Genomic DNA, 24,910 nt, shown 5'->3' on the forward strand with positions numbered 1-24,910 from the left:
GTGCAGATATGGATTTACTATTTTATATTTTTCGTTTTGTTCTTCATTTATGGATTGTGTGGGGACTGTGGTTACTCACCAAACTGCTCATCGAAAGGCATTTACGGCAGGTAGTCCAGAAATTCGATTTTCGAATTAAACATAAGATGAGCATTTTTGGAAAAAGAGTTAGCTCGGTTAAAAAAAGGCTGTGGCTCTACCGCCATCTGGACAAGCTTCTGTATTTCGTACACCGGAAGTATGAACCGGGTATTAGCGTTATGCGTTTTGTTATGCGTACAGCCATTTTGTTTATTGCGGTTTTCTTATCAGGACTACTGACACTTAGTGAGCTCCCTGGAAGGTTGAGTTTTAACAATCCTTTTTTGGAGGGGATTACTTTTAATGAAGGACAGCCGATTCAGGGGGCGTGGAGATTTCCGCTTTTTATAGCTGTAATATCTGCGACGATTCCTTATTTTCGTATGAGATACATCTATGCACAGCGGAAGGTACATGGAAGCTACGATCTCCTCGATGTAGTCAAAATCTCCACCAAATTCACACATTTGTCGGTAGATTCGATCCTTGATCGGACAGCGGATTTTCTTACAGATAAAAATGTACTAAAGAGCCCTCTGAAGCTGCTAGGTGCCGCATTTTCGAATTACAGTAATGAGAAGGAGCTTGTTGAGGAGGCAGGGAGATTCTCCAGCGCGATTGGCACCACCTTCGCTTTAGAGTTTATATCAGATCTGCTCTATGCCGAGAAGGAGGGAACCCGTTATTTAAAAAGCTCGCTAATGCTGTTGAATCGTTCTATGGAGCAGCAGAGAGAGACGATTTTGACTGTAAAAGCAGGAAGCAGAGATGCGATCAGCCTTGGCTTATATGGGAATCTTCTGGTGCTGGTATCTACGGTTGGAACCTTTATGTATATGCTGAAGCCCGATGTCTATTTTCAACTGCAGTTCGAAACTACGGTAGGCCTTTCCTTTTTGATGGTGATCGTCTCCGGCCTTTTTATCTCTTTTGTGATCAGTACTATTCTTGCCAGGCCCAAACTGGACTACCACTAAGGTGATGAACTATGGATAGATTATTACTACTAATTACAGTGATCGGGATCGTGTATGTCGCATTACTTGTGTTTGTGAGCAGCAGCAGTAAGCAGGAACGATATCTTGTCCGACTGGGCATCCGGTGGAATTCGCTGGGTGAACACGTGCAGAGTGATAGATTTCAGCAATTGTTGAATGAATGCGGTTTATCAATTTCGGCTCGAAAAGTTACTCTATTTCGTTATTCAGCGGCAATCATCTATTTATTTAGCCAAGTCGTCAGCGATTTCATCCGATCTGTTCCTTTTTCATTCTATGACCCTCTAATTGCTCTACTTATTCTCGTAATCAGCAGTCCGATGCGTTATCTTCCGCTTGGTTGGGTGTTGGCGTGGCTTCACCAAAAGACGAATATTCAAAAAGATGGCGAGTTGATCTCCTTCATTCGTCTCTATGAGAATAATCGCCTACGTAAGCGCGGATATGTGCAGTTTGGTGCTTTTTGTGGGAGTACAGCGGGACATTTTCAATATATACGTCAGGACTTGTATGAGCTGTCAGAACGGGCAGTAGATGAGGGTGTGGAGGGGGCGATTGAATGGTTTTGTGCCAAATTTCCGGATAACCATCACTTTATTAATGACATCCGGTCCATTTTACTGGCGACAGAAGGCATGGATGATGACACGGAAGCTGCAAACTATTTGCGTGAACAAGGCAAGATTATCTCCAAAATCTCCAGCGATCAGTATTTGAAAAAATGGTCTTTCATCGGTGATCTATCGACGATTATTAATGTTATTCCATCGATAGCTACTTTTTTGATGATCGTTGCCATGGCGATGCAGTACATTTTGCTAATCAAAGGAAATTTTAATGGAGTCGGCATGTTCCAGTGAAAAATTGTATATTCAACCTTATTTTTAAAACCTAAAATAAAAAGGGAGAAATTAACAATGAAAAAAGACGCTATTTCTACAGGTTTGTTTATCGCTATCGGTTTTTTGTGTGTGGCCATCGTAATTGCCATTTTGATTCCTTTGGTGCGTGACGTGATTAATGCTGCCGATGATAATAGACCGACGATCCCGGGGGTATCTCTAACTCAACCGCTGGATTCCAGCCAGACTACATTAACTATGTCCATGACTCACGTTTTGGTATAAGTCAGATGAAAAAAGACTCTATTTCCGTCGCTATGTTTTTGGCCATTGGCTTTGTAATTGCGGGGATGTTTGTCACGGTAGCTACGCATATGATCGGCAGCAGTCAGGACGATATCATCTCACATACTAAGCAAGTGGAACAGTATTAGAAGGAGGCGTGTCTAATGAAGGAGACCGTCCTCCGGGCATTGTTCATGTGGCTAGTCCTGTTTATTATCCTGCAGCCTATCTTCACCTACATAGATTATCTGCTAGATTTACAGGTCAAAGCTAATACGTCCTATATCACACAAAAAGCAGCAACAGAGGGGATGGTTACAGCTTCTATGCGGAATGAAGTAGTTTCAAATCTGAAGGCGATTGGATTTTCTGAAGCATCGATAGAAATTACTAGCAATACAGACACCGTTCAAGAGCGAAAGCAACGAATTGATGTGTATGTAACCGCGCCGCGGATAAATCTGTTTCCTTATAATTTTTCTACGGTTTCGCAGCCGACTCGATATTATGGGCATGGCTCAATTATGAGTGAGTATCTCGATTGACTAAGGGATGAGCGTAATTTATGGATTACATTATTAAGCTGGCATTTGTCCTACTGATCTTTATCTACTCCTGGTTCTTTCAGATCCAGAATCAGGAGTGGGACCAGCTGCGCAGCATGTTAAAAGACGCAAATAATATCGCTGTTCACGATGCCGCACAGGAATTAGATGAGACCGAATTGACTCGTGGTCGTCTGATTATAGATCCTACAGAAGCGTACGATACTTTTCAGCAAACCCTGCAGAACAATCTAGGCCTTGATAGCGGCCTTTTCCCCCAAGGGAGCAGTCGTTTTAAGACACAAGTAAAGATTGTGAAATTCGATATTATTGATGATTCCGATGGTGTGACGTTCCCACTTTTATACGAGGATAGCGAATATGGCATAACCAAATACATCGCAGGTCCTTCGGTTATTGCCGTCATTGAGACGGAACACCCGGTTCTGATCTCTAGATCCAAAACACAACAGCCCATCAGGGTGCCAGCAGTTCAAGAGTATAAGTTCAATAAGTAAGAAAAGCCAATTAAAGAAAAGGGAGAGATTCAGTGATGAAGAAGAACATTTTAAGAGCAGCTTTGACTACAACAATGTTACTTAGCATGGTATTGGGGCAAAACGTGATTACTAACGCAGCAGCGGTTACACCAATAGCCGCAGCTACACCATCAGTTACAGCAAAACCTGCTGCTACACCAGCACCCATTATGAGGGATAACTTAAGTAAATATGGTTTGAAAAAGGATTTAGAGTTGCCGGTTACGGTTACGGCGGGTGGGTTTAGTTATACGCTGGAGAAATTCATGATTTATGATTTCAAGTCAAAAGATGCACAAAATCTAGTGAAACAATTTAAATATGACTCATTTGGAGGAATGGTTAGTAATCCGAAACATTTCATTTGGACAAAGATTACGATTAAGAATAACAGCAATAAAATTGTTAAAAGATCCTTAAATGATCAAAAAGAAAAATGGAGTTTAACCCTTTCCTCAAGTGGTGGGAGAATAGATGCAATTTGGCCAAAGGCAAATGTGGGAAAATTGAACAATAAAGATGCTTTTTATTATTATTCTCTTAAGCCAGGGGAACAATTAACCACTTACCAAGCCTTCTTATATGATCAGGATTTTAAATATCTTGTCATTCGTTTGTTCCATGAAGGCGGATTCGACGAGAAATTTGTAGTCAACTCACAGGAGTAGTAGGAATGAAAAAAATAATCATCTCATGTCTAAGCATTATGCTAATCAATTCGTTAATGACAACCATTTCAGTAGAAGCAGCCGAGACAAAATTGACCTCGGTTGCTGTTCCTATTACTACAGGTTTACAAGGATCAAATAATGCTGCGAAAGACTTTTATTTGGAACTTCCTAATGGCGTATCTAGCTCATCAGTTAAGACAAATACTTTAAAATATAGTGGATCTAACGAAAAAAACAACCTCTCTCTAGAGAACGGAAAAATTAAGATTACATTAAAAGGGGTTGCAAATCAAAAATATATAAAAGAAGTCCAGGGTTATAGAGGCTCATTTGAAGAACGTTATTATACTCAAATCTACAATTCGATTTGGTTATACTCAGACGGAAGAAGATGGCAAATAAATCAGTATGATGAAAAAAAAGATAGCATGGTGACAGATGATAAAGCTGCAACGGATGGCTATCCTTCAAAAAATCCACCAACATCAGTAGTAACCGCAGGACCTTATCAAGATAAAGAATACCTAAAATGGTACAACGGATCGAAAACTGAGGTCATCGATACACATGACGTTATTCAGTCTACTATTAAACCTCAAATATTTAAGAAATCTTCTTATGCTCAAGATCCAAAGTTTAAAAATGGAAGAATTATTTTGAACTATACGATTCCTGCAGGAGTACCTTGGGATCCTGAAGATAATACGGGTTTAACTGGAAAAGCAGAGGGACGAAGATATAAGGCATTTACAGAATATTATTACACTGCAGACGCTAAAGTAACCACCTACAGCTACGGGGGAACAGTCAGCTTTGAATATGGTCTCCCAGATGAAGCTACACTCACGGGTTCTGCAATTCTAGAACAACCTAATCCAAACCCAATTAAGTTTGATAGTAAGAATGTGCCAGTTAAAATCGCTTTGAAAGGTGAACTTCTATCCTATAAAGATACTTCGAACATTTCAGAATGGATTTTTTATGCCAAAGAGAAAGGTAATGACAGTTCACTCCAGACAAAAAAGGTGTATAGCAAAACTCTAACGGCAAACGAAACTTTCAAGTTTGAAATTCCGAAGGAGAAAGTGGCAGGTAAAAGTAACTATAGTCAAGAGTACGAACTAAGTATAGTAGTGAGATTTAAGAATGAAGTCGTGACCAAAAGAAGTAAGTTCGACTTGTTAAAAGAATCTTTTACAGTCAAAGCAGGAGTGTATACAACTTCAGATCCTCCGGGAGGAGGTTTTCCAGGTCCGACATCACCGCCAGAACTACCAAGAGAGTTAAAACCTCCAGTAGCTCTTATAAATGCACCCAAAACTGTAAAAGCAGGACAAGAGTTTGTAGCCAGTGCAGCAGGGTCGTATGACCCCGATGGTTATATTACGGATTACTTTTGGGATACGCCTAATGCTAAGGGAGAATTGAGCACTTTGCCAAGGGGAACGCTTTGGTATGATAAAGACCATTTGGGGGAACAAACACTTGCTTTGACTGTAATGGACGACGACAAAATGACTGGAAGTACTAGTACTGAGGTTAATGTCATTGAGCCAAAACCAGATGCATCTATCAGGGTAGATGGTACATTAAAGCAAAATCGAAAGGTTATCATACAAAGTTACGTTAGTAGCCCGACCCACTACCCATTAATAGATGCTAAGACTAAATTCACGATCACAGCCGTATCAGGTGGAACGAATTCTGATATTAAATATAGCGGATCGCTGAACGGAGTATATAGCAAAGATGTGCTATTCAAGAAGCCAGGGAAATATAAAGCAACCATTTATGTGGAGAATACATTAGGGCTAACTGCGAGAAACGAAACAACTTTTGACATAGCTCCAGACCAGAAGCCTTTTGCATACTTTACGATGGCTGGAACAGTGTATCGCAATCCTTCAGATGGTAATCAAGCGACCCTATCAATAGATGATATGTCGTACTCACCAGACCAAGATATGGTGGCTCGAAGGCTTTGGGAATACCGCTACGATTCTGATAACAACGGAAATTTTTCGGGTGAACCATGGGTTATTTTTAATAATCAGAATTTAGATCGTTTGAATCTCAAGGTAAAGGAAGTCGGAAAATACGAAGTAAGACTAACTGTATTTGAAGAGTTTGGCCAGCCGACCATCGAGGAGTTTGTGACGCAGGCTGATCGGCAATCCATAGATTCAGAAGTTACACAAAATGTGATCGAACGGATCTTCACGGTTAAAAATCAGGCACCTGATGTCGATTGGTCATGGTAGAGAGGATTAGAGATGCAGAAATTAAAAAAAACAATTTCAACGTTTATGGCCCTTGTATTACTACTTCTTTCATTCCCTGAATTTTATTCGGGGAGTGCAAAGGTAGAGGCGACAGGTGACCCAAATATCATCAATTTTATGGATATCCGTCTTGAAGGATTTAATAAAACAACTCCTTGGGAGCCAGCTATGGGGAATATAGGATCTTTAAGTTTGAATATGCCTGCTATGACCCTAACCAATATTACTTTTGATCTAACAACAAGAATACTGCGCTACGATTATGTACCTGATGCGCCTGTAGTTTTAACATCAGGGGATATTAATTGGTACTATGATACGCAGCGTACTAGATTTCTTAATATTTACAGTTATATGTACAGGACAGATGGAAGTGGTAATACTGATTATGCTACTGATGCCTCATGGAGAATTGAAGAAATGCCACCTGTGAAAAGTTCGGATAGTCTTCAGTTTAACCTTGATAGAAATACAACCGCTTTTTATGAAAGTTATGCTTATCCAGCGAAGTATGGCATTCCAAAAGCCCTTAAAGTCGCACTAAGAGCAAGTGATGCGCAACACCAACCTAACGAATGGATGAATGGTTGGCATAACAACGTATATTATGATTGGGATAACATACCTCTAGTAATAAATTCAGCACCTACGCTCACAGTGACTACACCAAGCGAGCAGCAGCTACTGAATGAGCCAGGATTCAGTGGTATGAATATCGAAGGATATGTTCGAGATGTGGACAATAATGATCTAGTCGTTAGTGCTGAAATTCCTAATGTGTTCTATAAACAAGTCAATGTCCAACAGGCACTGAATAATAAATGGTTTTCCATCCCAATAGATGTTTTGGCAGACGGAATTCCTCCCGGACGACACAATATCATTATCAAGGTTGTGGATCCCTATAATTATAAGGATGAGAAATCGTTGGTCGTTAATGTATCCTATAGGCTTAGGAATAAATCCTTTATATTGATTAACACTCCTATAGACTTATCAACCACATACAAGGACTATGAAGGAGATTCTAAATATCAAGAACGCTATAGATACGACCATAACCCGTATTTCTTCGATAATTCGATGGGTATCATTTCGGATAGTGGGTTATGGCGTTCAGAAAGGTATACCTCCTTTCCATATAGCGGACTCTATAACGCAACCTTTCAAGCACGAGATAATCCTAAAAACGATGACAGATTCGATGTCTATCGTTTATGGAGCCGAGATAATTTATCTTCAATGACCTATCATGTTCATCGAAAGCCAATTGCATTGTTTGCTGCCAAACTGGCGTGGGGATCTCTTCTGCTAACAGATAGTTCCTACGATTTGGACCACATCACGGCTGTTAATAAGGGACTTATAGCTTGGCAATGGCAGTATAAAAAAACTGATTCTGAAATATGGACAGATGGTCAACCGCCAGCTCAATTACCGAGTTCTGTACAATATGACATACGCCTTAGAGTACGTGATGTCGATGGCGAAAATGGGTTGGGGGTCTGGAGCGACTGGTGTGTAAGGACGGTGGGGGCTGCAGGTAATCTACCTCCCGTAGCGTTATTTAGTGTTGATCCTAATATTGTTTCCTATCGTAAAGCTACTACCATAACAGACAAATCGTTTGATCCGGATAATGATCCATTAGATGTGTATTACTGGACGGTTATCAAAGACGGTTGGAACAAAGTTTGGGAGCATTGGGGTGGAGCTACAACGCCACCTAATATCGCAGCTTTTGGGATCGGTAATTATCAAATTAGTTTACAAGTGCATGACAACCGAGGTTTATGGTCAGATTGGTATCGCCAAAATGTCCAAGTGATTAATCACCCACCCGCAGCAGCATTTAACATGCAAGCTGAAGTATATCGAGACACTGTAATTACAATGGATAATCTAACACCAGAGCCTGATGAAGATGGAGATTCGCTTGCTTATTTATGGTACGCCAAACTCAGCAATAGTCCTTATTATTATGCTGGCAGTAACCGCAACCAATCTTTGACGATACGAGATCTTATTGCTGGAAACGGAATTTCACCGCAGCAGGCTATATCAGAAGGATGGGAAATGCGCCTTAAGGCAACAGATGTACCTAATCCCTCAAGTATTGGAGCTTTAAGTTCCAATGCAACACGCGTATTTACTGTTAAAAATCATGTTCCAACAGCTGCTATTAATGGTCCATCGGCAGTATTCCAATATGATACCCGACAATATACATCTTTTGATGAGGATGGAGATCCCTCCGACATCGCTAGTCTGCAATACTTCTGGAAAGTAACGGATAGTGATGGCATTACGCAATGGCTTCGAACTCCTAGTATTGATGTTAATTTTCCTGAGTCCGGTATCTATACATTGGAACACTGGGTTATCGATCAGATCGGTGATAAGTCTAATATAGCTACGTTGAAGGTGAGTGTTACTAAAAATCTAGCGCCCTCAATGACATTGATAACCCCGGCGGGAACCGTAACCAATCCATCCGTTATAGATGCCGAAATACAAGGAGATCCATTAATTAAATGGAATTATACAGACCCAGAGAGTGATCTGCAGGAGAAGTACCGTTTAGAATTTTTTTCGAAAGACGGACTCTTAGTTAAGACAGTTGAAAACCTTGACACCACAGGTCAGCTGCGGCAGTATCAACTCCCTAACCATACATTTAATCGATTTGAATACTTCACCGTATATGGGCGGGCTTATTCCAAATTAAGCTGGTCAGAAATATCTAACGAAAAAACGTTTATCATCGACAATCCGCCGCAGCCCGGATTCACACTTATCACGGATACAGGCAGAGATGCTGCCAAAGAGCCGATTTATCGCACGGATCTTCTAAATATCAAGAGCAAAGCGACGGATCCAGACCTTCCAAAAGGAGATACGATCAGCCATAAGTATGATTTGAAATCATCTAACGGGACGGAAGGATTGGCTAGTACTCAAGCTGAATTTACGAAGAAATTCACCTCAAATGGCGTCTTTACCTTGAAACAAACCGTTACGGATTCTCTAGGACTGTATCGAGAGCTATCTCTGAGTATCACTGTAGCCAACCGTAAACCGACCGTAACGATAACGTACCCAACAAGTACTGACTCAAGTAAGCCCATGATCGCAAGTACGCTTACACCAATCATCAAGTGGGATTATCAAGATGAGGATGGAGATGAACAACAGCGGTATAAGGTACAAATTATCAACTTGGCGACAGGGATGGTTAAGGTTCAATCTGGCGAACAAAATTCAAGTGCCAAACAGTGGCAAGTGCCCGCGGGAATATTGGTTGAGAACGAAAAATATGCCGTGGAAGTGGAAGCTTTTGATGGTTATAACTGGAGTAATATCTCAGCGCGTAAATATTTCATGGTTAATCTACTGAGTATTAAAGGTGGGGTCCAGCACACAGAGGAATGGAATAACAACCGTAAAGGCTACAATTTGAACAAGAGCGGTAATGAGGAGAGTCCAAGAGGCTATAATGTGTTTTGGGCAGGTGAGCGATTTATTTTGCAAGGGATAGCAACCGGTCTACCTGATACTGTTGAGGTAACGATGACGGGAGGTTATTCTACGCAACTAAATCCAACGAACAGTGACAAAACCTTGTGGACAGGCGAATTTTATAATCCGGCATTTGTGAAACTTTCCGATGGTCCAGTGACCTTTACCTTCACAGCTAAGAATGAGTACAATACCAAAATTGATACAGTTACTGTTGTGATTGCTGGCGATTGGTCTGAATATTTTCGGAACCATCGTGTGAAGTAATGATACATCTACGAATTTATCCTTTTTCCATCTAAAAAGGGCTACGCGGAAATACGATCCGCATAGCCCTTTTTTACGAGCAACAACTTATATAACTCCTTCAGTCCGTTCTTCATTCATTCTCATCATTCTTGTCGCAACGGAAGGGGTATGTAAAGGTATATTCGTCGAACGTGCAGAGGCTCTTTGAGCTCTACGCACATAATAGGATAACTTACCGCTGAATATTTTATGGGAACAGAGTGAAAGAGCGAAATCCTCCGGGGTAACAAAGCAGGAAGGCTTATTCACAGGCTGAACTGCGGTATTTTCAAATAAGGAAGCAACAAAATGAGAGCAGAAATAAGCGTTCTCTCGATCTATTTTAACATTTAGAAGTACGCCGATCAGGCCTAAAAGATGGTATTTATAACGTTCCTGATTTTTCATCATCCCTTGGACATGATTGTACATGGCATCGTATTCCGTGGCACTGACACGTAACTGATAAATAGAGCAATTTGCGCTGCTATAGAAAGGGTGAATGAAATTTTCTTGAATCAGACCCGCGACGAATGGATTGTGCATTTTTTTTCTTCCGAAGCTGTACACCTCACGTAGTTCACTATCAAAGGCGATCGAAGCATGGTTCAGATCAGCTTTTGTAAACCACTTAATGAAACCACTGAAGGCTGTACCTGTACCGGTAAGCACAATATAAACATCCTTTTTCGAAGTCATGTTCAGAATTCCTTTCCACTTGGAGATATTGGATAATGAATGAAAATTTTACTTGAGTAACTCCATCTTACTTTATATTCGAGCATTGTAAAACAAACTTTAGTCGCAATAGAAAACTAGACCATAGGCTAAGTAAAAACCCGTCTCATGACATAGTTACTTTTGCGTATATAAATGCGTAGATATTGCAAAACATAAGCTGTCAAACAAAGAGTTTTTAAAAACAATTGGAATTGCTTCCACACTAGTGATACAATAAGAGTCAAAATGACATTCTTGAGATTTCAGAGGAGGAACTATTAAATGAGTGAACAAGAACAAGCGATCCAGAAGGAAGAAAACTCAACAGTAGATAACCTGTCTATCACAACAATTCGTACTTTGGCTATTGATGCTATCGAAAAAGCGAATTCCGGCCATCCAGGTATGCCAATGGGTTCTGCACCAATGGGCTACCAACTGTTTGCAAAAACAATGAATCATAACCCTGATCATCCAACATGGGTAAACCGCGATCGTTTTGTATTGTCCGCTGGACATGGTTCCATGCTTCTGTACAGCTTGCTGCACCTTAGCGGCTATGATCTTCCTATGGAAGAATTGAAACAATTCCGTCAATGGGGTAGCTTGACTCCTGGTCACCCGGAAGTTGGTCACACAGCTGGTGTTGATGCAACTACAGGTCCGCTTGGACAAGGTATTGGTATGGCCGTTGGTATGGCTATGGCCGAAGCTCAATTGGGCGCAACCTACAACAAAGAAGGACATAACATAGTTGACCACTATACTTATGCTATTTGTGGTGATGGTGACCTTATGGAAGGGATCTCTTCTGAGTCCGCTTCTCTTGCTGGTCATTTGAAACTCGGAAAATTGGTTGTATTGTATGATTCAAATGATATTTCCCTTGATGGTAAATTGAATCTTTCTTTCTCCGAAAATGTAGCTCAACGTTTTGATGCTTATGGTTGGCAAGTTCTGCGCGTAGAAGACGGAAATGACCTTCCGGCTATTGAAAAAGCTATTAATGAGGCGCAAGCTGAGACTAGCAAACCGACTTTGATCGAAGTGAAGACAGTTATTGGTTATGGTAGCCCTAACAAACAAGGTAAAGGCGGCCATGGCGGTACTCACGGTTCCCCACTTGGAGCAGAAGAAGCTAAGCTGACCAAAGATTTCTACAAATGGGTATACGAAGAAGATTTCTATGTGCCTGATGAAGTTCGTGCACATTTTGCAGAAGTGAAGAAAAACGGAATCGCAGCTAACAAAGCTTGGGACGACAAATTTGCGGCTTACAAAAAAGCATATCCAGAGCTAGCTGCACAATTCGAAACAGTAATCAATGGCGATCTTCCAGAAGGCTGGGATGCTAACCTTCCAACTTACACTACTGAAGATAAAGCAGTATCGACTCGTGTCGCTTCCGGTAGTGCGCTTAACGGTCTGACTGCTGGCGTTCCTCAGCTAGTGGGTGGTTCCGCTGACTTGGAAAGCTCCACTATGACGCATTTGAATGGTTTGACATCTTTCACACCAGAATCTTATGATGGCCGCAACATTTATTTCGGCGTACGTGAGTTTGGTATGGCTGCTGCAATGAACGGTATTGCTCTGCACACTGGTCTTAAAGTATTCGGAGGAACATTCTTCGTATTCACAGACTACCTGCGTCCAGCAATTCGTTTGGCTTCGATCATGAAATTGCCAGTAACCTATGTATTGACACATGACAGTATTGCAGTTGGTGAAGATGGTCCTACGCATGAACCAATCGAACAATTGGCTTCCCTGCGTATCATCCCAGGTCTGACTGTTATTCGTCCGGCTGATGCTAACGAAACTTCTGCAGCATGGGCTTATGCTATGGAAAACAAGGAGAATCCGGTTGCTTTGGTTCTGACTCGTCAAAACTTGCCAATTCTTGCTGGAACCGTAGATGGCGTTCGTGAAAACATCAAACGTGGTGGTTATGTTGTCTCTGATTCCAAAAATGGCACTCCACAAGCACAACTTATCGCAACTGGTTCTGAAGTACAGTTGGCAGTTAAAGCGCAAGCTGCTTTGGCAGAAGAAGGCATCGATGTTCGTGTAATCAGCTTGCCAAGCTGGGATCTGTTCGAAAAACAAGACAAAGAATATCGTGATTCCGTAATTCTTCCAGGAGTCAAAGCCCGTCTTGCTATCGAAATGGCACAAACCTTCGGATGGGAACGTTACACTGGTGACCAAGGCGATATCCTAGGCATCACTACTTTCGGAGCTTCCGCGCCTGGCGATAGAGTTATGAAAGAATACGGCTTTACTGTAGAGAATGTAGTTAGCCGTGTGAAAGCACTTCTGTAATTAACTGAATAATCATTAGGGGGAGAACAAGTAATGAGTCAGTTTAACAACGCAACGATCGAAAAAGCAGCCAATGTATATTATGGCGGACAAGTAACCAGCCGTACGGTAATTTTGCAAGATGGATCTAAGGTGACACTGGGCATCATGTTGCCGGGTGTGTATGAATTTGGTACAGATGGTCCTGAAATTATGGAGATTCTGTCCGGCGATCTTAAAGTGCTGCTTCCCGGCACTGAGGTATGGCAGGAGATTAAGGGAGCGTCAACGTTCAATGTTCCTGGCAACTCTAAATTTGCGTTGGAAGTATTTGAAGTAACTGATTATTGCTGTTCTTACCCGGTTCTATAAAAAACAGACTTTTCTAAGGGCTGTCCTATAAGTAGCTTTTTTCTATGAGTGAGACGACCCGGATTCAATTTAAAAATCGTAAAAGTCAGCAAGGCAGCGGCTCTCCTGTTATTGGAGGATCGCTGCTTTTTGTGTTGTTGGTTGGTGATATTGCTTGATGTACAATTATGTATTCATCATTCTATTTTGAGGCTTAAGGACTCAAATGACGTTAGGGCTGAATCGGATCATCACCAAATTAGCACTGAGTCATAACCATCCCCACCGCGTACGGACCCAGATGACGTTAACACTGGATTCAACACCAATTTAGTACCGGGTCACCACCAATCCTTCCGCTGTAGCACCTGGTCACCACCAATCCTACCGCTGAAGCACCTGGTCACCACCAATCCTACCGCTTAAGGACCCAGATGACGCTATTAGCAAATTTATAGCCTTTTGAGCAGGTTTTCGGACACCAGTGCAACTATTCCATAGAAACAGGCTCATAATTGGCGCTTTTCATGCCAATAGCGACTATGGAGTCCGATAGCATGTCAAATGTGGGATTATACTGCGAATAAGGTCAGCTGAGTCCAATAGAGATAGCTGTGTACCGCAGAGGTTACTTAGTTAAAGGAGCTTAAGGTTTGGAGCGAGGGAGAGGTTCCAGAAAATACGGGATATACCGTAGTCATCAAGCGATCATCTTGGTAACCAATTTGCAACTAACCAGCAGCTCACCCAGTGACTCCTCCAGTAACTAAACAGCAACTAACCAGCAGCTCACCCAGTGACTATCCAACAACTTCTCCAGTATCTATCCAACAATTCAGCGCTCCTTCAGTAACTTTTCTGAAATTATCTAACAACTCATCCAGTAACTTCTCCAGCACTTACCCAACATTTCAGCGCTCCCTCAGTAACTTTTAAGCGACTATTTAGCAACTCATCAGTAACTCCACCAGCACCAATCCACCGTTTCATCACTAACACAGTAACTTTTGCGACAAACCAGTACTTCGCGACCTTCTTAGTAACTATCCCACCAACACCACCACAACGTTCTGAGTAACTCCACAGCAACCAATATTTTCTTGCACTACAACTGTTAATTTAGTATTATAAATACACAAACAAACGTTCGTATATTTGGTTTGACAATGGGATTGTCCATAAAGAAAAGACCGCATCGCAATATCATGTGCGAGGCGGTCGTAAATGTTCTTATGAAGTAGGTTTTGAGCTCTTGGATTTATTTATTGGATACATTTGCACCCATCTTTTGGCCGATCCACTCTTCGTAACATTTCACTACGGCAGAAAGATCTTCTTCACCATAACCTTGGGTGAATCCAGCTTGGAACATGCTTTTAGCCAAGCCCAGCATAGGAGAAGGAACGCCTGTTGCATCGCTGTGGGCAGAGGCGAGCTTCAAATCCTTAAGCATTAGAGCCAGGGAGAATTGATTGCTGAAATCATCTTCTATGATTTTACGGCCTTTAAGCTCAGCTTGTTTGCTGCCCGCAGAACCAAGTTGTACCAGTTCCAGGAACTTGTCTGCTGGTACGCCTGATTTAACAGCAATGGCGAATCCTTCGGCTAGGGCAACATTATGAATACCTACCATAGCATTGTGAGCCAGCTTGGCCACAGCGCCGCTGCCGTTCGCACCCATATGTAGCAGCTTCTTACCCAAAGTATCAAAGATATCACGATGTTGTTCTATGACCTCAGCACTACCGCCGACCATGAACACTAAGGTTCCTTCAATCGCTGCTGGTTTGCTTCCAGTTACTGGCGCGTCTAGGAAATGTCCACCGCGCGCTTCTACAGCAGCGGCAATCTCACGAACTAGTCCGGGTGAAATTGTGCTGGAATCAATAATTAGTCCACCAGGCTTCACAGCATCAAGAATACCATCTTGACCATAAAACACTTTACGAACCGAATCATCATTGCTGATCATGGTAATAATAACATCCTTACCCTCAGCCGCTTCGCGGGGCGTGAGAGCAGTCTGGGCACCTTCTGCTTCAAGAGGTTTACACTTGGCTGCCGTTCGGTTGTATACCGTAACCTGAAAGCCGCCACGTAGCAAATTGGAGGCCATAGGCGCACCCATTGTTCCGAGTCCGATAAAACCGATTTGTTTCATTTATATAGCCACCTTCCGTTTTCTTTATTCTATCACGGCACTTTGTCCAGCACCACAGCACACCTATGTCTTTTGATACAGGAAACGCTTCCAAGGAACTTTGGAAAACTTGGTTCTAATGCCCTCTATGTGCCCTAAGACCTTGCCAGTCAAGGCAAATTAAAGTATCCTAATTATAAAGTTGTAACAAGCGGTTTTAAATTTAAAGAGATAAAACAGGAGGTTACCATTACCGATGTCTAAGAAGATTAATTTTGACTACACAAAAGCTCTTTCGTTTTTTAACCAACAAGAAATCGACAACCTTGCCGCCCCAGTTAAGCTAGCACACGAACAGTTGCATAACAAAACTGGTGTAGGCTCTGACTACCTTGGATGGATCGATCTGCCGACAGCTTATGATAAGGAAGAATTCGCTCGCATTCAACAAGCTGCTAAGAAGATCCAAAGCGATTCCGAGGTACTGATTGTAATTGGTATCGGAGGTTCTTATCTGGGAGCACGCGCAGCTATTGAGGCGCTATCGCATTCTTTCTACAATAACCTTTCTAAAGATAAACGCAAAACTCCAGAAGTTTATTTCGCTGGTAATAACATTAGCTCTACATACATCACGCATTTGCTTGATCTAGTAGAAGGTAAAGACTTCTCCGTGAACGTAATCTCCAAATCTGGAACTACTACTGAGCCAGCGATTGCTTTCCGCATTTTCCGCGCTGCTCTGGAGAAGAAATACGGCAAGGAAGAAGCTCGTAAACGCATTTACGCTACTACAGACAAGGAAAAAGGTGCCCTTAAGAAATTGGCAACTGAAGAAGGTTATGAATCCTTCATCATTCCAGATGATGTAGGCGGACGTTACTCCGTATTGACACCTGTAGGCTTGCTGCCGATTGCTGTAGCTGGCATTAACATTGAAGAAATGATGCAAGGTGCTGCTGCCGCTGCGGATGAGTTCAACAATCCAGATGTAGCTACTAACCAAGCTTATCAATATGCTGCAGTTCGTAACGCTCTATACCGTAAAGGTAAAACAACTGAAATCCTCGTCAACTATGAGCCTTCCTTACACTTTGTATCTGAGTGGTGGAAACAATTGTTTGGCGAAAGTGAAGGTAAGGACTTCAAAGGAATTTATCCTTCTTCCGTTGATTTCTCCACAGATCTACACTCCATGGGTCAATTTATCCAAGAAGGTAACCGCAACATTTTTGAAACGGTTATCCAAGTAGATCAAGTAGCTCATCATGTTACGATTGAGAATGATCCGGATGATCTGGACGGCTTGAACTTCTTAACAGGAAAGACTATGGATTTCGTGAATAAGAAAGCTTTCCAAGGTACAATGCTTGCACATACAGATGGTCAAGTACCTAACCTTATCGTTACTATTCCTGATCAAACACCATACACCTTTGGATATTTGGTGTACTTCTTTGAAAAAGCCTGCGGTATCAGCGGATACTTGCTCGGTGTTAACCCATTTGACCAACCAGGCGTAGAAGCATACAAGAAAAACATGTTCGCATTGCTTGGCAAACCAGGTTACGAAAAAGAAAAAGCAGAGCTGGAAGCAAGACTTACTGAATAGTATTGTAGTAGGTTTTACAATAGCTATTAATCACAGAACATTCATACTAATGTAAGTCACCAGGAGCAGTCCATAGGTAATCCAATACCGGGACTGCTCCTGACATTATATGAAGACATCATATGTAAATAAGGACTGGAATAATTATGTTAGAACAATATCAAACGGTCCGCTCTTCCGGCTCAAAGGAAGTTGTGATCCGTAAATCTCGCTTCATTGGTCATGTTATGCCAGTGGAGAATGAAGAAGAAGCTTTGTTGTTTATCGAGGACATCAAGAAGAAACATTGGAACGCAACGCATAACTGTTCTGCTTATGTGATTGGGGAGAGAGACGAAATCCAGAGGCAATCGGACGACGGGGAGCCGAGTGGGACAGCCGGCAAACCGATTTTGGAAGTAATCCGCAATCAGGGAGTTAAAAATGTCGCAATCGTAGTTACCCGTTATTTCGGAGGCATTATGCTGGGTGCCGGTGGGCTGATTAGAGCTTATACGGATGGAGCAGTGCTTGCGCTTGAAGCAGGAGAAGTAATCACCCGTGTACTGAGACGAGAGGTATTCGTAGAGATCGAGTACACTTGGCTGGGCAAGGTTGAGAACGAACTTCGAGGAAGAGGGATTCAGACTGGCGAGACTTTGTTCACCGACAAAGTAACGTTGTTATGTTTGCCGCGAAATGATGAGGGTGAGACTTTTATGGCATGGATAACAGATCTAACCCAAGGGCAAGCCCTGATAACAGAAGGGCGGCGGATTTACTACAGCGAAGGGGATTAGTATATGGCAAGGAGAGCAGTGGAGCAGGAGTTGTCGAGGGAAAGGATTCTAGAGGCCGCTAGGCATCTGTTTATAACCAAAGGGTATCGGGCAATTTCAATGCGAAGTATTGGTCAGCATTTGGGATATAGCCACGGCTCTCTCTATTATCATTTCAAGGAAAAGGCGGAGTTGTTCTACGCTATTGTTGTAGAGGATTTTAATCATGTGGCTGCTTTACTCAGTCAAGTGATGAATAAACCGCCTGAAGAAGGAATGACAAGGGTAGAACAGCTGATTATGGAATTTATTAGATTTGGAATAGATCATCCCTATCAATATGAAATTATGTTCATGATTCGCGATGAGGAATTGCTAGCTTATTGTAGAGCAGAACAGGGACGATGTTTTGATTTATTCTCAAGTATTGTGCGCCGTCATATGAAGGAAGAGGGATATGTGTCTGAGGACTGGCAGAATGTGCCGTTGACAATGTTCTTGTCTGCACACGGATTTATTTCTTATTATATCCAGGATAAAGTATCGTTTGACGATGTGAAAGAGGCAGCGTTAGCTCATATAAAGGTTTTATGTCGCAGCCTTTAAAATGCTGTTTTTTTTATAGATCTTCACTTTAAAGCTGTGCATTGGTATAACACTGCTTCTCTGCTTGATGAAAGTATTACTAGACTCTAGTTATAGTCTAAATGGCCGCTCCGCAGCGATAACGGAAGCGGCCATTTGTATGTTTATTATCCCTCTACTATTTTTAAGAAACATTGCCGGCGTCTAGGTCCATCGAACTCACAGAAATAAATACCTTGCCAACGACCGAGAATTAATTCACCTTCGTGGATGATCAGGGTCTGGGAAGGCCCGGTAGTAATAGATTTAAGATGAGAGGCAGTATTGCCTTCCTCATGCCGATACTTCGGATGCTCCCAAGGGTAGACCTCATCCAAACGCATCAGAACATCATGCTTCACATCAGGATCTGCATTTTCATTAATAGCAATACCAGCAGTGGTATGAGGACAATAAACTACAATCAATCCGTCTTGAACTCCACTTTTTTTCACATAAGAAATGACTTCCCGAGTAATATCACGTAATTCATCCCGCTTTGTAGTAGTGATCTCCAGAGTATGCAACATAATCAATCCCCTTCCTGTGAGGTGCCATTTTTTAGTGTACCTTTGATACATATATTTTAACCCAAATTCACTTGAAAGTAATTGACGGCGGTGAGAAGGATTTGGTAAAGTAGTAATAATATAAAACCAAGTATATAAATAGGAATAATTAATGAGGATTTTGGTTAGTATACCGACCGGTTATCCGGAGGCGGGAGGGCAAAAATCATTGAATTCGCTACTTAGACACAAAGGCTGGACTTGGGGTTTCCGAACTACAATTTTGCTCTATTTTGTAGTATTGATCGTGTTGCCCATACTCGGGGTCTATTACAACTCTTTTTCTCTTGGTTTTGGCAATTTTTTGGAAAGCGTCAGCGATCCAATTGCTTGGAAGTCGGTGCTGCTAACCTTAAAGCTGGCGATTTTCGCTACTTTAATTAATGTTTTGTTAGGAACTATGATTGCTTGGGTCCTTATTCGTTATCAATTTGCTGGTAAAGCGCTGCTCAACAGTCTAGTCGATTTACCTTTTGCACTGCCAACAGCTGTCGGAGGTTTGATGATTCTACTGCTGCTTGGACCAGGTAGCCTTATCGGCAAAGCAGCTGAGGCACTTGGATTTGAAATTGTTTTTCATCAACCGGCTATCGTAATTGCTATGGTGTTCGTGACGTTTCCATTCGTGATTCGAGCGGTTCAGCCCTTGCTGGAGGAATTGGACCCATCCGAAGAGGAAGCAGCATATACAATGGGTGCCAAGGGGGCAAGGGTATTCTGGCAAGTTATTCTTCCATCAATGGCGCCTGGGATGATCAGTGGTGGGATGCTCGCATTTTCAAGGGCGCTTGCGGAATTTGGTGCAGTGGTACTCGTCGCAGGTAATATTCCGGGCCGTACGCTTGTATCTTCTATTTTTATTTTTGGTGAAGTTGAAAGTGATAATCCAGTCTCCGCCGCTGCGGTTTCTGTTATTCTCTTGACCTTATCCTTTCTTATTCTTTGGCTGATTAATATGCTGCAGATGCGGGGGAGACGCTCATGAGGAAATTATGGATTGCTCTTACTTATTTAGTGTTTTTTCTGCTGATTGCTGCTCCATTAGGGAAAATGGCTATGGGTGCTTTTAGTGAAGGATTTGGTGGTTTCTGGAATGCTCTGACTAGGCCCGAAGCGCTGCATGCGCTTATGATGACTGGGCTTGTTGTGATAGTAGTTACGTTATTAAATACATTGTTCGGTATTATGATGGCTCTGTATCTTGTTCGGGCGAACTGGATCGGCAAGCGTCTAAAAGGATTATTGAACAGTATTGTGGATTTGCCTTACGCGGTATCCCCTGTAATCGGAGGATTGATGATTGTCCTGTTGCTGGGTCCCGATAGTACCTTGGGAGCGATTTTTGAGGGGATTGGACTAAAGATCGTTTATGCGATTCCCGGGATGATCATTGCCACTTTATTTGTTACCTTTCCTTTAATGGTGCGTGAGGTTATGCCGGTGCTTCAGGAGATTGGTTCACAGCAGGAGGAAGCGGCTTCGACATTGGGCGCTCGTAGCTGGACTATTTTTTGGAAGGTAACTTGGCCTTCGATTCGTTGGGCGGTTGTGTATGGTGTCATTCTTACGGTGGCACGTTCACTTGGAGAGTTCGGCGCGGTGCTCGTGGTTTCGGGGAATATTATGAACAAAACCCAGACGGCGACAACTTTAGTCTATCAGGATGTTGAGAATTTTAATGTGACGGCTGCTGGAGGAATAGCGCTAGTTCTGGCTGCATTTTCCGCAGGTCTGCTGCTGTTGATGGAATGGACCAAGAGAAGAAAGGAAGTGCAGTAATATGCATGTAGAAGTGCGGGGGTTAAACAAGCATTTTGGAGATTTTCATGCGGTCAAGGACGTCAATTTCACCATTACAAAAGGTCACCTGATTGGATTGCTCGGCCCAAGTGGAGGCGGGAAAACCTCAATTCTACGTATGCTGGCGGGACTGGAGTCACCGGATACCGGAGAGATTATTTTTCATGGTCAGACGGTGAACAATCTTCCTCCTCAAGAACGTGGGATCGGCTTCGTTTTCCAGAACTATGCACTCTTCAAACATATGACTGTATTTGATAATATCGCTTTTGGCTTAAAGGTTAAAAAGGCAAACAAAACAGCTATCCGCGATCGTGTTATGGAACTTGTGGAGCTTACAGGGTTAAAAGGGTTCGAGAAACGTTATCCGCATCAGCTATCAGGGGGACAACGTCAGCGTGTGGCTTTTGCACGTGCGCTTGCGCCTGAACCACAGCTGCTGCTTTTAGATGAACCTTTTGCCGCTATTGATGCGAAGATCCGCCAGGAGCTGCGCGCTTGGCTGCGTGAACTGATTGAGCGTGTAGGTATCACCTCTATTTTTGTAACCCATGACCAAGATGAAGCGATTGAAGTAGCGGATGAAATTATGATCATTAATCAAGGACGTTTGGAACAAAAGGGTACCCCGTGGGATATTTACAAGGAACCCAAAACACCGTTCGTGGCAACATTTATCGGCGAATCTACGCTGATTGAGAACGCTTCTGAGGTTAAAGGCTTTACAGGTGCGGGGGACGGAAAACCTACCAAAGCGCTGATTCGTCCTGAATATATTGAAGTGGGTAACCTGCATGAGTTCAAGATGGCTTCTGCCACGGAAAAAGGTGTTGTGAAACATCTGCATTTCCGCGGCAGCGAATGGCTCGTTGAGGTTGAAGTAAATGGCCACAAGCTGGTCACCTACCGTTCGTTGGAGAAAGAAACCTTGCAGCCGGGTCAGGAAATCTCAGTACTGGTACATCGGGCTTATCTGTTTAATGATGAGCGCAGCTGGATCCAGGAGAACAACCTGAAAGAAGATCCAATGCCGATTTTTATTTAAAAATAAATAAAATTATTTTCAATTTCTTTTGATAGTAGCGAATGTGATTCGCTAGGATTAGAGGAACTGATGTGAAGGCCAGAAGTAATGAAGTGGAAGTTTGGAACTGTAGGAGCGGAGCGACCGCCTTTGTTTCCGGATTTAATCCGCTGAGGATATAAAATTAATAAATCTGGGAACAACAGCGGCCGACATTCCGCGTAATTACGGCAAATACCGAACGTTGGATACTTGAATTTTAAGTTTCAGCCATAGAGCTACTTTCAAGGAAATATTAAAAATCATTACCTCGAAGGATGTGGGCCGCAATGAATATCAAAAGGAGCAGACAACTGCACGGATGTTTTGCTGCCCTAATGCTGGCCATACTCACGCTGACAGTATTCGGTTGCGGGAATGAGAAGGCAGCTACGACGATGGCAGAGCCTTCGAAGCAAGGGGATGTTACGCTGGTAATTGGCGCATACAGTGTGGCTAAGGATGCGATGCAGGATATTTTGCCGTTATTTGCTGCCAAGTGGAAGGCAGATACGGGTCAGGATATTAATTTTCAGGAGTCTTATGAGGCTTCAGGGACACAGGCGAGAGCGATTGTAGGTGGATTTGAAGCGGATGTGACGCTGCTAGCCATGGAAGGTGATGTCGAGAAGCTAGTTAAGGCTGGACTCGTAGCGCCAACATGGAAAGAGCAGGGTGAACAAGGCATGGTAACACGTTCAGTAGTAGCTCTTGGTACCCGCGAAGGAAATCCCAAAGGCATTCGCGATTTTGCGGACTTAGCCAAGCCAGGGATTAAAGTGTTATATCCAAACCCGAAGACCTCTGGTGGTGCGCAATGGGATATCAACGCGATCTATGGGGCTGGTCTGAAGCTGTCAGAGGAGCAGGAGGGGGCAAAGGATCCAGCAGCAGCCAAAGCTTTTTTGGAAAGCATCCATGCCAATGTAGAGTCTCTGGATAAGAGTGGCCGCGCTTCTATGGCAGCCTTCGAGTATGGAGTGGGGGATGTAATTGTCACCTATGAGAATGAACTGCTGGCCCGGATTGCTCAGGGAGTCAAATACGAAGTCATTATTCCTAAAAATACAATTCTGATTGAGAATCCGGCGGCTGTTGTAGAGAAATATGCGGATGAGCATGGGACACGCATAGCATCAGAAGCACTGGTTGATTTTTTGATAACTCCACAGGCACAAGAGATCTTTGCAAAATATGGCTTTCGTCCCGTGGATAAACAAGTCTATGCTGAGCACAAAAGCGATTACCCTGATCCGGCGGGCCTCTTTGATATTAACTATTTAGGAGGCTGGGATGAGGTGCGAAGCTCACTTTATTCCAAGCGTGGAATTTGGTATCAGGTACTTGCCGGAATATAAGGTAGAGGTATAACAAAAGAGTCATCCCAGCAGTTCATCTGTGGTGGGGATGGCTTTTTTTGCTGGGTCTCTTTAAGATAGAGAGAGGGTAATTTAGATTTATTACTTCGTTGAAGAGAACCTGAAGGAGAGATAGCAGATGGATACGTTGGTGTTTTTGGGTACAGGGGATGCCATGGGGGTTCCTCGGGTATATTGCAGTTGTGAGACCTGTACAGAGGCAAGGGAACAGGGTAAAAATATTCGCCTGCGCTCTTCTGTACTTATAGATAATGGCAGTGACTTTTTAGTGATCGATTGTGGGCCTGACTGGCGGCGTCAGATGGAGGCGCAGGGAGTACGGAATATGCGCAGACTGCTGGTGACACACGCTCATTTTGATCATATTGGTGGGCTGCCGGAATGGGCGGATTCTTGCCGCTGGATGGGATATAAGGGCCAGCTCTATGCCCCAGCAGAAGTGATCCCGATAATAGAGCGGCAATATCCATGGCTGCGCAATCAGATCGAGATGATTCCTTGTGATGAAGGCATAGAGCTAGACGGCTGGACAATTGATACCTGGAAAGTGAACCATGGCAAGAATGGATACTCGTATGCTTTTCGTCTGGAGAAGGAGGGCTATGTATGGGTGTATTGTCCAGATTCCATTTCTCTTGGAGCTGAAGAGACACGCCTGATGCATGGAGCTGACTTGCTGGTATTAGGTACAAGCTTCTATTACGAAGCAGCGGAGTTATCGACTCGTTCTGTATACGATATGACGGAAGCAGCGGAGCTGCTGCAAACTGTGAAGCCTCAAAAGGCAATCTATACCCATATGTCGCATGATGTGGATATGAGAAAATCATATATTTTACCGGAAAATGTTACGCTGGCCGAAACGGGGATGAGAATACCCTTAGGATCTTCGGAAATTAGATGAAATTTAGATAAAAAGAAAACTCCCTTCATTTGCTGGAAGGGAGTTTTCGTGATCCTATTTAAACCTGTTATATTCCGCCTTGTTGAATCCGTTTAATTAACTCTTCAAGCCAATAAATGGAGTGGTCCGCTTTAGTTGAGATATTCACTAAATCAAAAAGGGACATCATTCGGGCAACTTCAGCCTGTTGATGTTCCTTTTGTGATTTCTATTGCATTCAGTATTCAGATCCCGATTTATACTATATAATCAAAAAGCATATCGTATTATTTTTACATATTTAGAATAATTATCATCGCCAGGGGAGGAGTACGAAGTGGCTGACTCCAAGGATCCAATCCTGCTTGATTTTCCCGAGAGTTTTGAAACAGAGAGGCTGCTCATTCGTGCCTCTGGCTTTTGCTCAAGTAATACCCACATTAGAAGAATCAGAGAAAGTTTTTGCCATACGGGAATTAGGGGCGAATCGTCTCGAAATCTTTTGTAGTGCACGAAACACCAAAAGTGCCGCGGTAGCCGAACGTGCGGCTTTTACACTGGAAGGGATCCTGCGCAGTGCGAGTCTTGGGTATGACGGGGAACGGCATGATAATAAGGTGTTCGCTAAGGTTAGAGGTATAGAATTTTAAGTGAGAG

At 42.8% G+C, this 24,910-nt stretch carries 24 protein-coding genes; 20 read left to right on the forward strand and 4 right to left on the reverse strand.

Annotated elements, in window-relative coordinates; all coding sequences use genetic code 11:
- Window positions 1–8 precede the first annotated feature (8 nt).
- Genes MHB37_RS05845 through MHB37_RS05885 form a run of 9 tightly spaced genes read left to right on the forward strand, consistent with a single transcriptional unit; the run spans window position 9 to window position 10,029 of the window.
- Complete coding sequence (locus MHB37_RS05845; protein ID WP_076128188.1) at window positions 9–1,058, forward strand: hypothetical protein; 1,050 nt, start codon at window positions 9–11, stop codon at window positions 1,056–1,058.
- An 11-nt stretch (window positions 1,059–1,069) separates the two neighbouring features.
- The gene (locus tag MHB37_RS05850) at window positions 1,070–1,939 is read left to right on the forward strand and encodes a hypothetical protein (protein ID WP_036681711.1); all 870 of its coding nucleotides are present in this window, start codon (window positions 1,070–1,072) and stop codon (window positions 1,937–1,939) included.
- Between the two features lie 57 nt (window positions 1,940–1,996).
- Entirely contained in the window at window positions 1,997–2,206 is a 210-nt protein-coding gene (locus tag MHB37_RS05855) for a hypothetical protein (protein WP_076185797.1), read from the forward strand.
- A 5-nt stretch (window positions 2,207–2,211) separates the two neighbouring features.
- Window positions 2,212–2,355, forward strand: a complete 144-nt coding sequence (locus tag MHB37_RS05860) for a hypothetical protein (RefSeq protein WP_162636675.1) — start codon at window positions 2,212–2,214, stop codon at window positions 2,353–2,355.
- Window positions 2,356–2,370: 15 nt separating this feature from the next.
- Window positions 2,371–2,751: a hypothetical protein gene (locus MHB37_RS05865; protein ID WP_076185794.1), complete on the forward strand. Its 381-nt coding sequence runs from the start codon at window positions 2,371–2,373 to the stop codon at window positions 2,749–2,751.
- 20 nt (window positions 2,752–2,771) lie between these two features.
- Window positions 2,772–3,269: a hypothetical protein gene (locus MHB37_RS05870; protein ID WP_076280073.1), complete on the forward strand. Its 498-nt coding sequence runs from the start codon at window positions 2,772–2,774 to the stop codon at window positions 3,267–3,269.
- Window positions 3,270–3,304: 35 nt separating this feature from the next.
- Window positions 3,305–3,958, forward strand: a complete 654-nt coding sequence (locus MHB37_RS05875) for a hypothetical protein (RefSeq protein ID WP_405169035.1) — start codon at window positions 3,305–3,307, stop codon at window positions 3,956–3,958.
- A gap of 5 nt (window positions 3,959–3,963) precedes the next feature.
- Entirely contained in the window at window positions 3,964–6,222 is a 2,259-nt protein-coding gene (locus MHB37_RS05880; RefSeq protein WP_405169036.1) for a PKD domain-containing protein, read from the forward strand.
- Window positions 6,223–6,234: 12 nt separating this feature from the next.
- Window positions 6,235–10,029: a hypothetical protein gene (locus MHB37_RS05885; protein WP_405169037.1), complete on the forward strand. Its 3,795-nt coding sequence runs from the start codon at window positions 6,235–6,237 to the stop codon at window positions 10,027–10,029.
- An 87-nt stretch (window positions 10,030–10,116) separates the two neighbouring features.
- Here the strand turns inward: MHB37_RS05885 and MHB37_RS05890 are convergent, their stop codons facing one another.
- Entirely contained in the window at window positions 10,117–10,749 is a 633-nt protein-coding gene (locus tag MHB37_RS05890; protein ID WP_036681725.1) for a hypothetical protein, read from the reverse strand.
- A 303-nt stretch (window positions 10,750–11,052) separates the two neighbouring features.
- On the opposite strand from MHB37_RS05890, the gene tkt reads away from it, so the two are divergent.
- Both tkt and MHB37_RS05900 read left to right on the forward strand, forming a co-directional pair.
- Window positions 11,053–13,095: a transketolase gene (tkt, locus tag MHB37_RS05895; RefSeq protein WP_076185782.1), complete on the forward strand. Its 2,043-nt coding sequence runs from the start codon at window positions 11,053–11,055 to the stop codon at window positions 13,093–13,095.
- A 33-nt stretch (window positions 13,096–13,128) separates the two neighbouring features.
- Window positions 13,129–13,446 carry a pyrimidine/purine nucleoside phosphorylase gene (locus MHB37_RS05900; RefSeq protein ID WP_036681729.1) on the forward strand — a complete coding sequence of 106 codons (318 nt, stop codon included), beginning with the start codon at window positions 13,129–13,131 and terminating at the stop codon, window positions 13,444–13,446.
- Window positions 13,447–14,301: 855 nt separating this feature from the next.
- Here the strand turns inward: MHB37_RS05900 and MHB37_RS05905 are convergent.
- Window positions 14,302–14,514 (reverse strand): hypothetical protein, encoded by a 213-nt coding sequence (locus tag MHB37_RS05905; RefSeq protein WP_405169038.1) that lies wholly within the window; start codon window positions 14,512–14,514, stop codon window positions 14,302–14,304.
- A gap of 169 nt (window positions 14,515–14,683) precedes the next feature.
- Window positions 14,684–15,586: an NAD(P)-dependent oxidoreductase gene (locus MHB37_RS05910; RefSeq protein ID WP_405169039.1), complete on the reverse strand. Its 903-nt coding sequence runs from the start codon at window positions 15,584–15,586 to the stop codon at window positions 14,684–14,686.
- Between the two features lie 235 nt (window positions 15,587–15,821).
- On the opposite strand from MHB37_RS05910, the gene MHB37_RS05915 reads away from it, so the two are divergent.
- The 3 genes from MHB37_RS05915 (at window position 15,822) to MHB37_RS05925 (ending at window position 18,541) form a co-directional block, all read left to right on the forward strand.
- Entirely contained in the window at window positions 15,822–17,177 is a 1,356-nt protein-coding gene (locus MHB37_RS05915; RefSeq protein ID WP_036681734.1) for a glucose-6-phosphate isomerase, read from the forward strand.
- 146 nt (window positions 17,178–17,323) lie between these two features.
- A complete protein-coding gene (locus MHB37_RS05920; RefSeq protein WP_076128170.1) occupies window positions 17,324–17,956 on the forward strand; it encodes a YigZ family protein in 633 nt (210 codons plus the stop codon).
- Between the two features lie 3 nt (window positions 17,957–17,959).
- Window positions 17,960–18,541 carry a TetR/AcrR family transcriptional regulator gene (locus MHB37_RS05925; protein WP_036681739.1) on the forward strand — a complete coding sequence of 194 codons (582 nt, stop codon included), beginning with the start codon at window positions 17,960–17,962 and terminating at the stop codon, window positions 18,539–18,541.
- A gap of 146 nt (window positions 18,542–18,687) precedes the next feature.
- On the opposite strand, the gene MHB37_RS05930 is transcribed toward MHB37_RS05925, so the two are convergent.
- Window positions 18,688–19,089, reverse strand: coding sequence for a secondary thiamine-phosphate synthase enzyme YjbQ (locus MHB37_RS05930; RefSeq protein ID WP_076128168.1), 402 nt, complete (start codon window positions 19,087–19,089; stop codon window positions 18,688–18,690).
- Window positions 19,090–19,297: 208 nt separating this feature from the next.
- Between MHB37_RS05930 and cysT the strand changes: the two genes are divergently transcribed.
- From cysT to MHB37_RS05960, 6 genes are all read left to right on the forward strand, one after another.
- Complete coding sequence (cysT, locus tag MHB37_RS05935) at window positions 19,298–20,113, forward strand: sulfate ABC transporter permease subunit CysT (protein ID WP_405169040.1); 816 nt, start codon at window positions 19,298–19,300, stop codon at window positions 20,111–20,113.
- Window positions 20,110–20,907, forward strand: a complete 798-nt coding sequence (locus tag MHB37_RS05940) for a sulfate ABC transporter permease subunit (RefSeq protein WP_036681745.1) — start codon at window positions 20,110–20,112, stop codon at window positions 20,905–20,907. Before cysT ends, MHB37_RS05940 begins: the two co-directional genes overlap by 4 nt.
- Window position 20,908: 1 nt before the next feature.
- Complete coding sequence (locus MHB37_RS05945; protein ID WP_076104838.1) at window positions 20,909–21,973, forward strand: sulfate/molybdate ABC transporter ATP-binding protein; 1,065 nt, start codon at window positions 20,909–20,911, stop codon at window positions 21,971–21,973.
- Window positions 21,974–22,281: 308 nt separating this feature from the next.
- Window positions 22,282–23,349: a sulfate ABC transporter substrate-binding protein gene (locus MHB37_RS05950; RefSeq protein ID WP_341164633.1), complete on the forward strand. Its 1,068-nt coding sequence runs from the start codon at window positions 22,282–22,284 to the stop codon at window positions 23,347–23,349.
- A 139-nt stretch (window positions 23,350–23,488) separates the two neighbouring features.
- A complete protein-coding gene (locus MHB37_RS05955) occupies window positions 23,489–24,274 on the forward strand; it encodes an MBL fold metallo-hydrolase (RefSeq protein WP_405169041.1) in 786 nt (261 codons plus the stop codon).
- Between the two features lie 386 nt (window positions 24,275–24,660).
- Window positions 24,661–24,903: a GNAT family protein gene (locus MHB37_RS05960; protein WP_341143931.1), complete on the forward strand. Its 243-nt coding sequence runs from the start codon at window positions 24,661–24,663 to the stop codon at window positions 24,901–24,903.
- Window positions 24,904–24,910: the final 7 nt, after the last annotated feature.

The sequence above is a fragment of the Paenibacillus sp. FSL H3-0286 genome (assembly GCF_045040705.1).
Classification (GTDB): domain Bacteria; phylum Bacillota; class Bacilli; order Paenibacillales; family Paenibacillaceae; genus Paenibacillus_AQ; species Paenibacillus_AQ odorifer.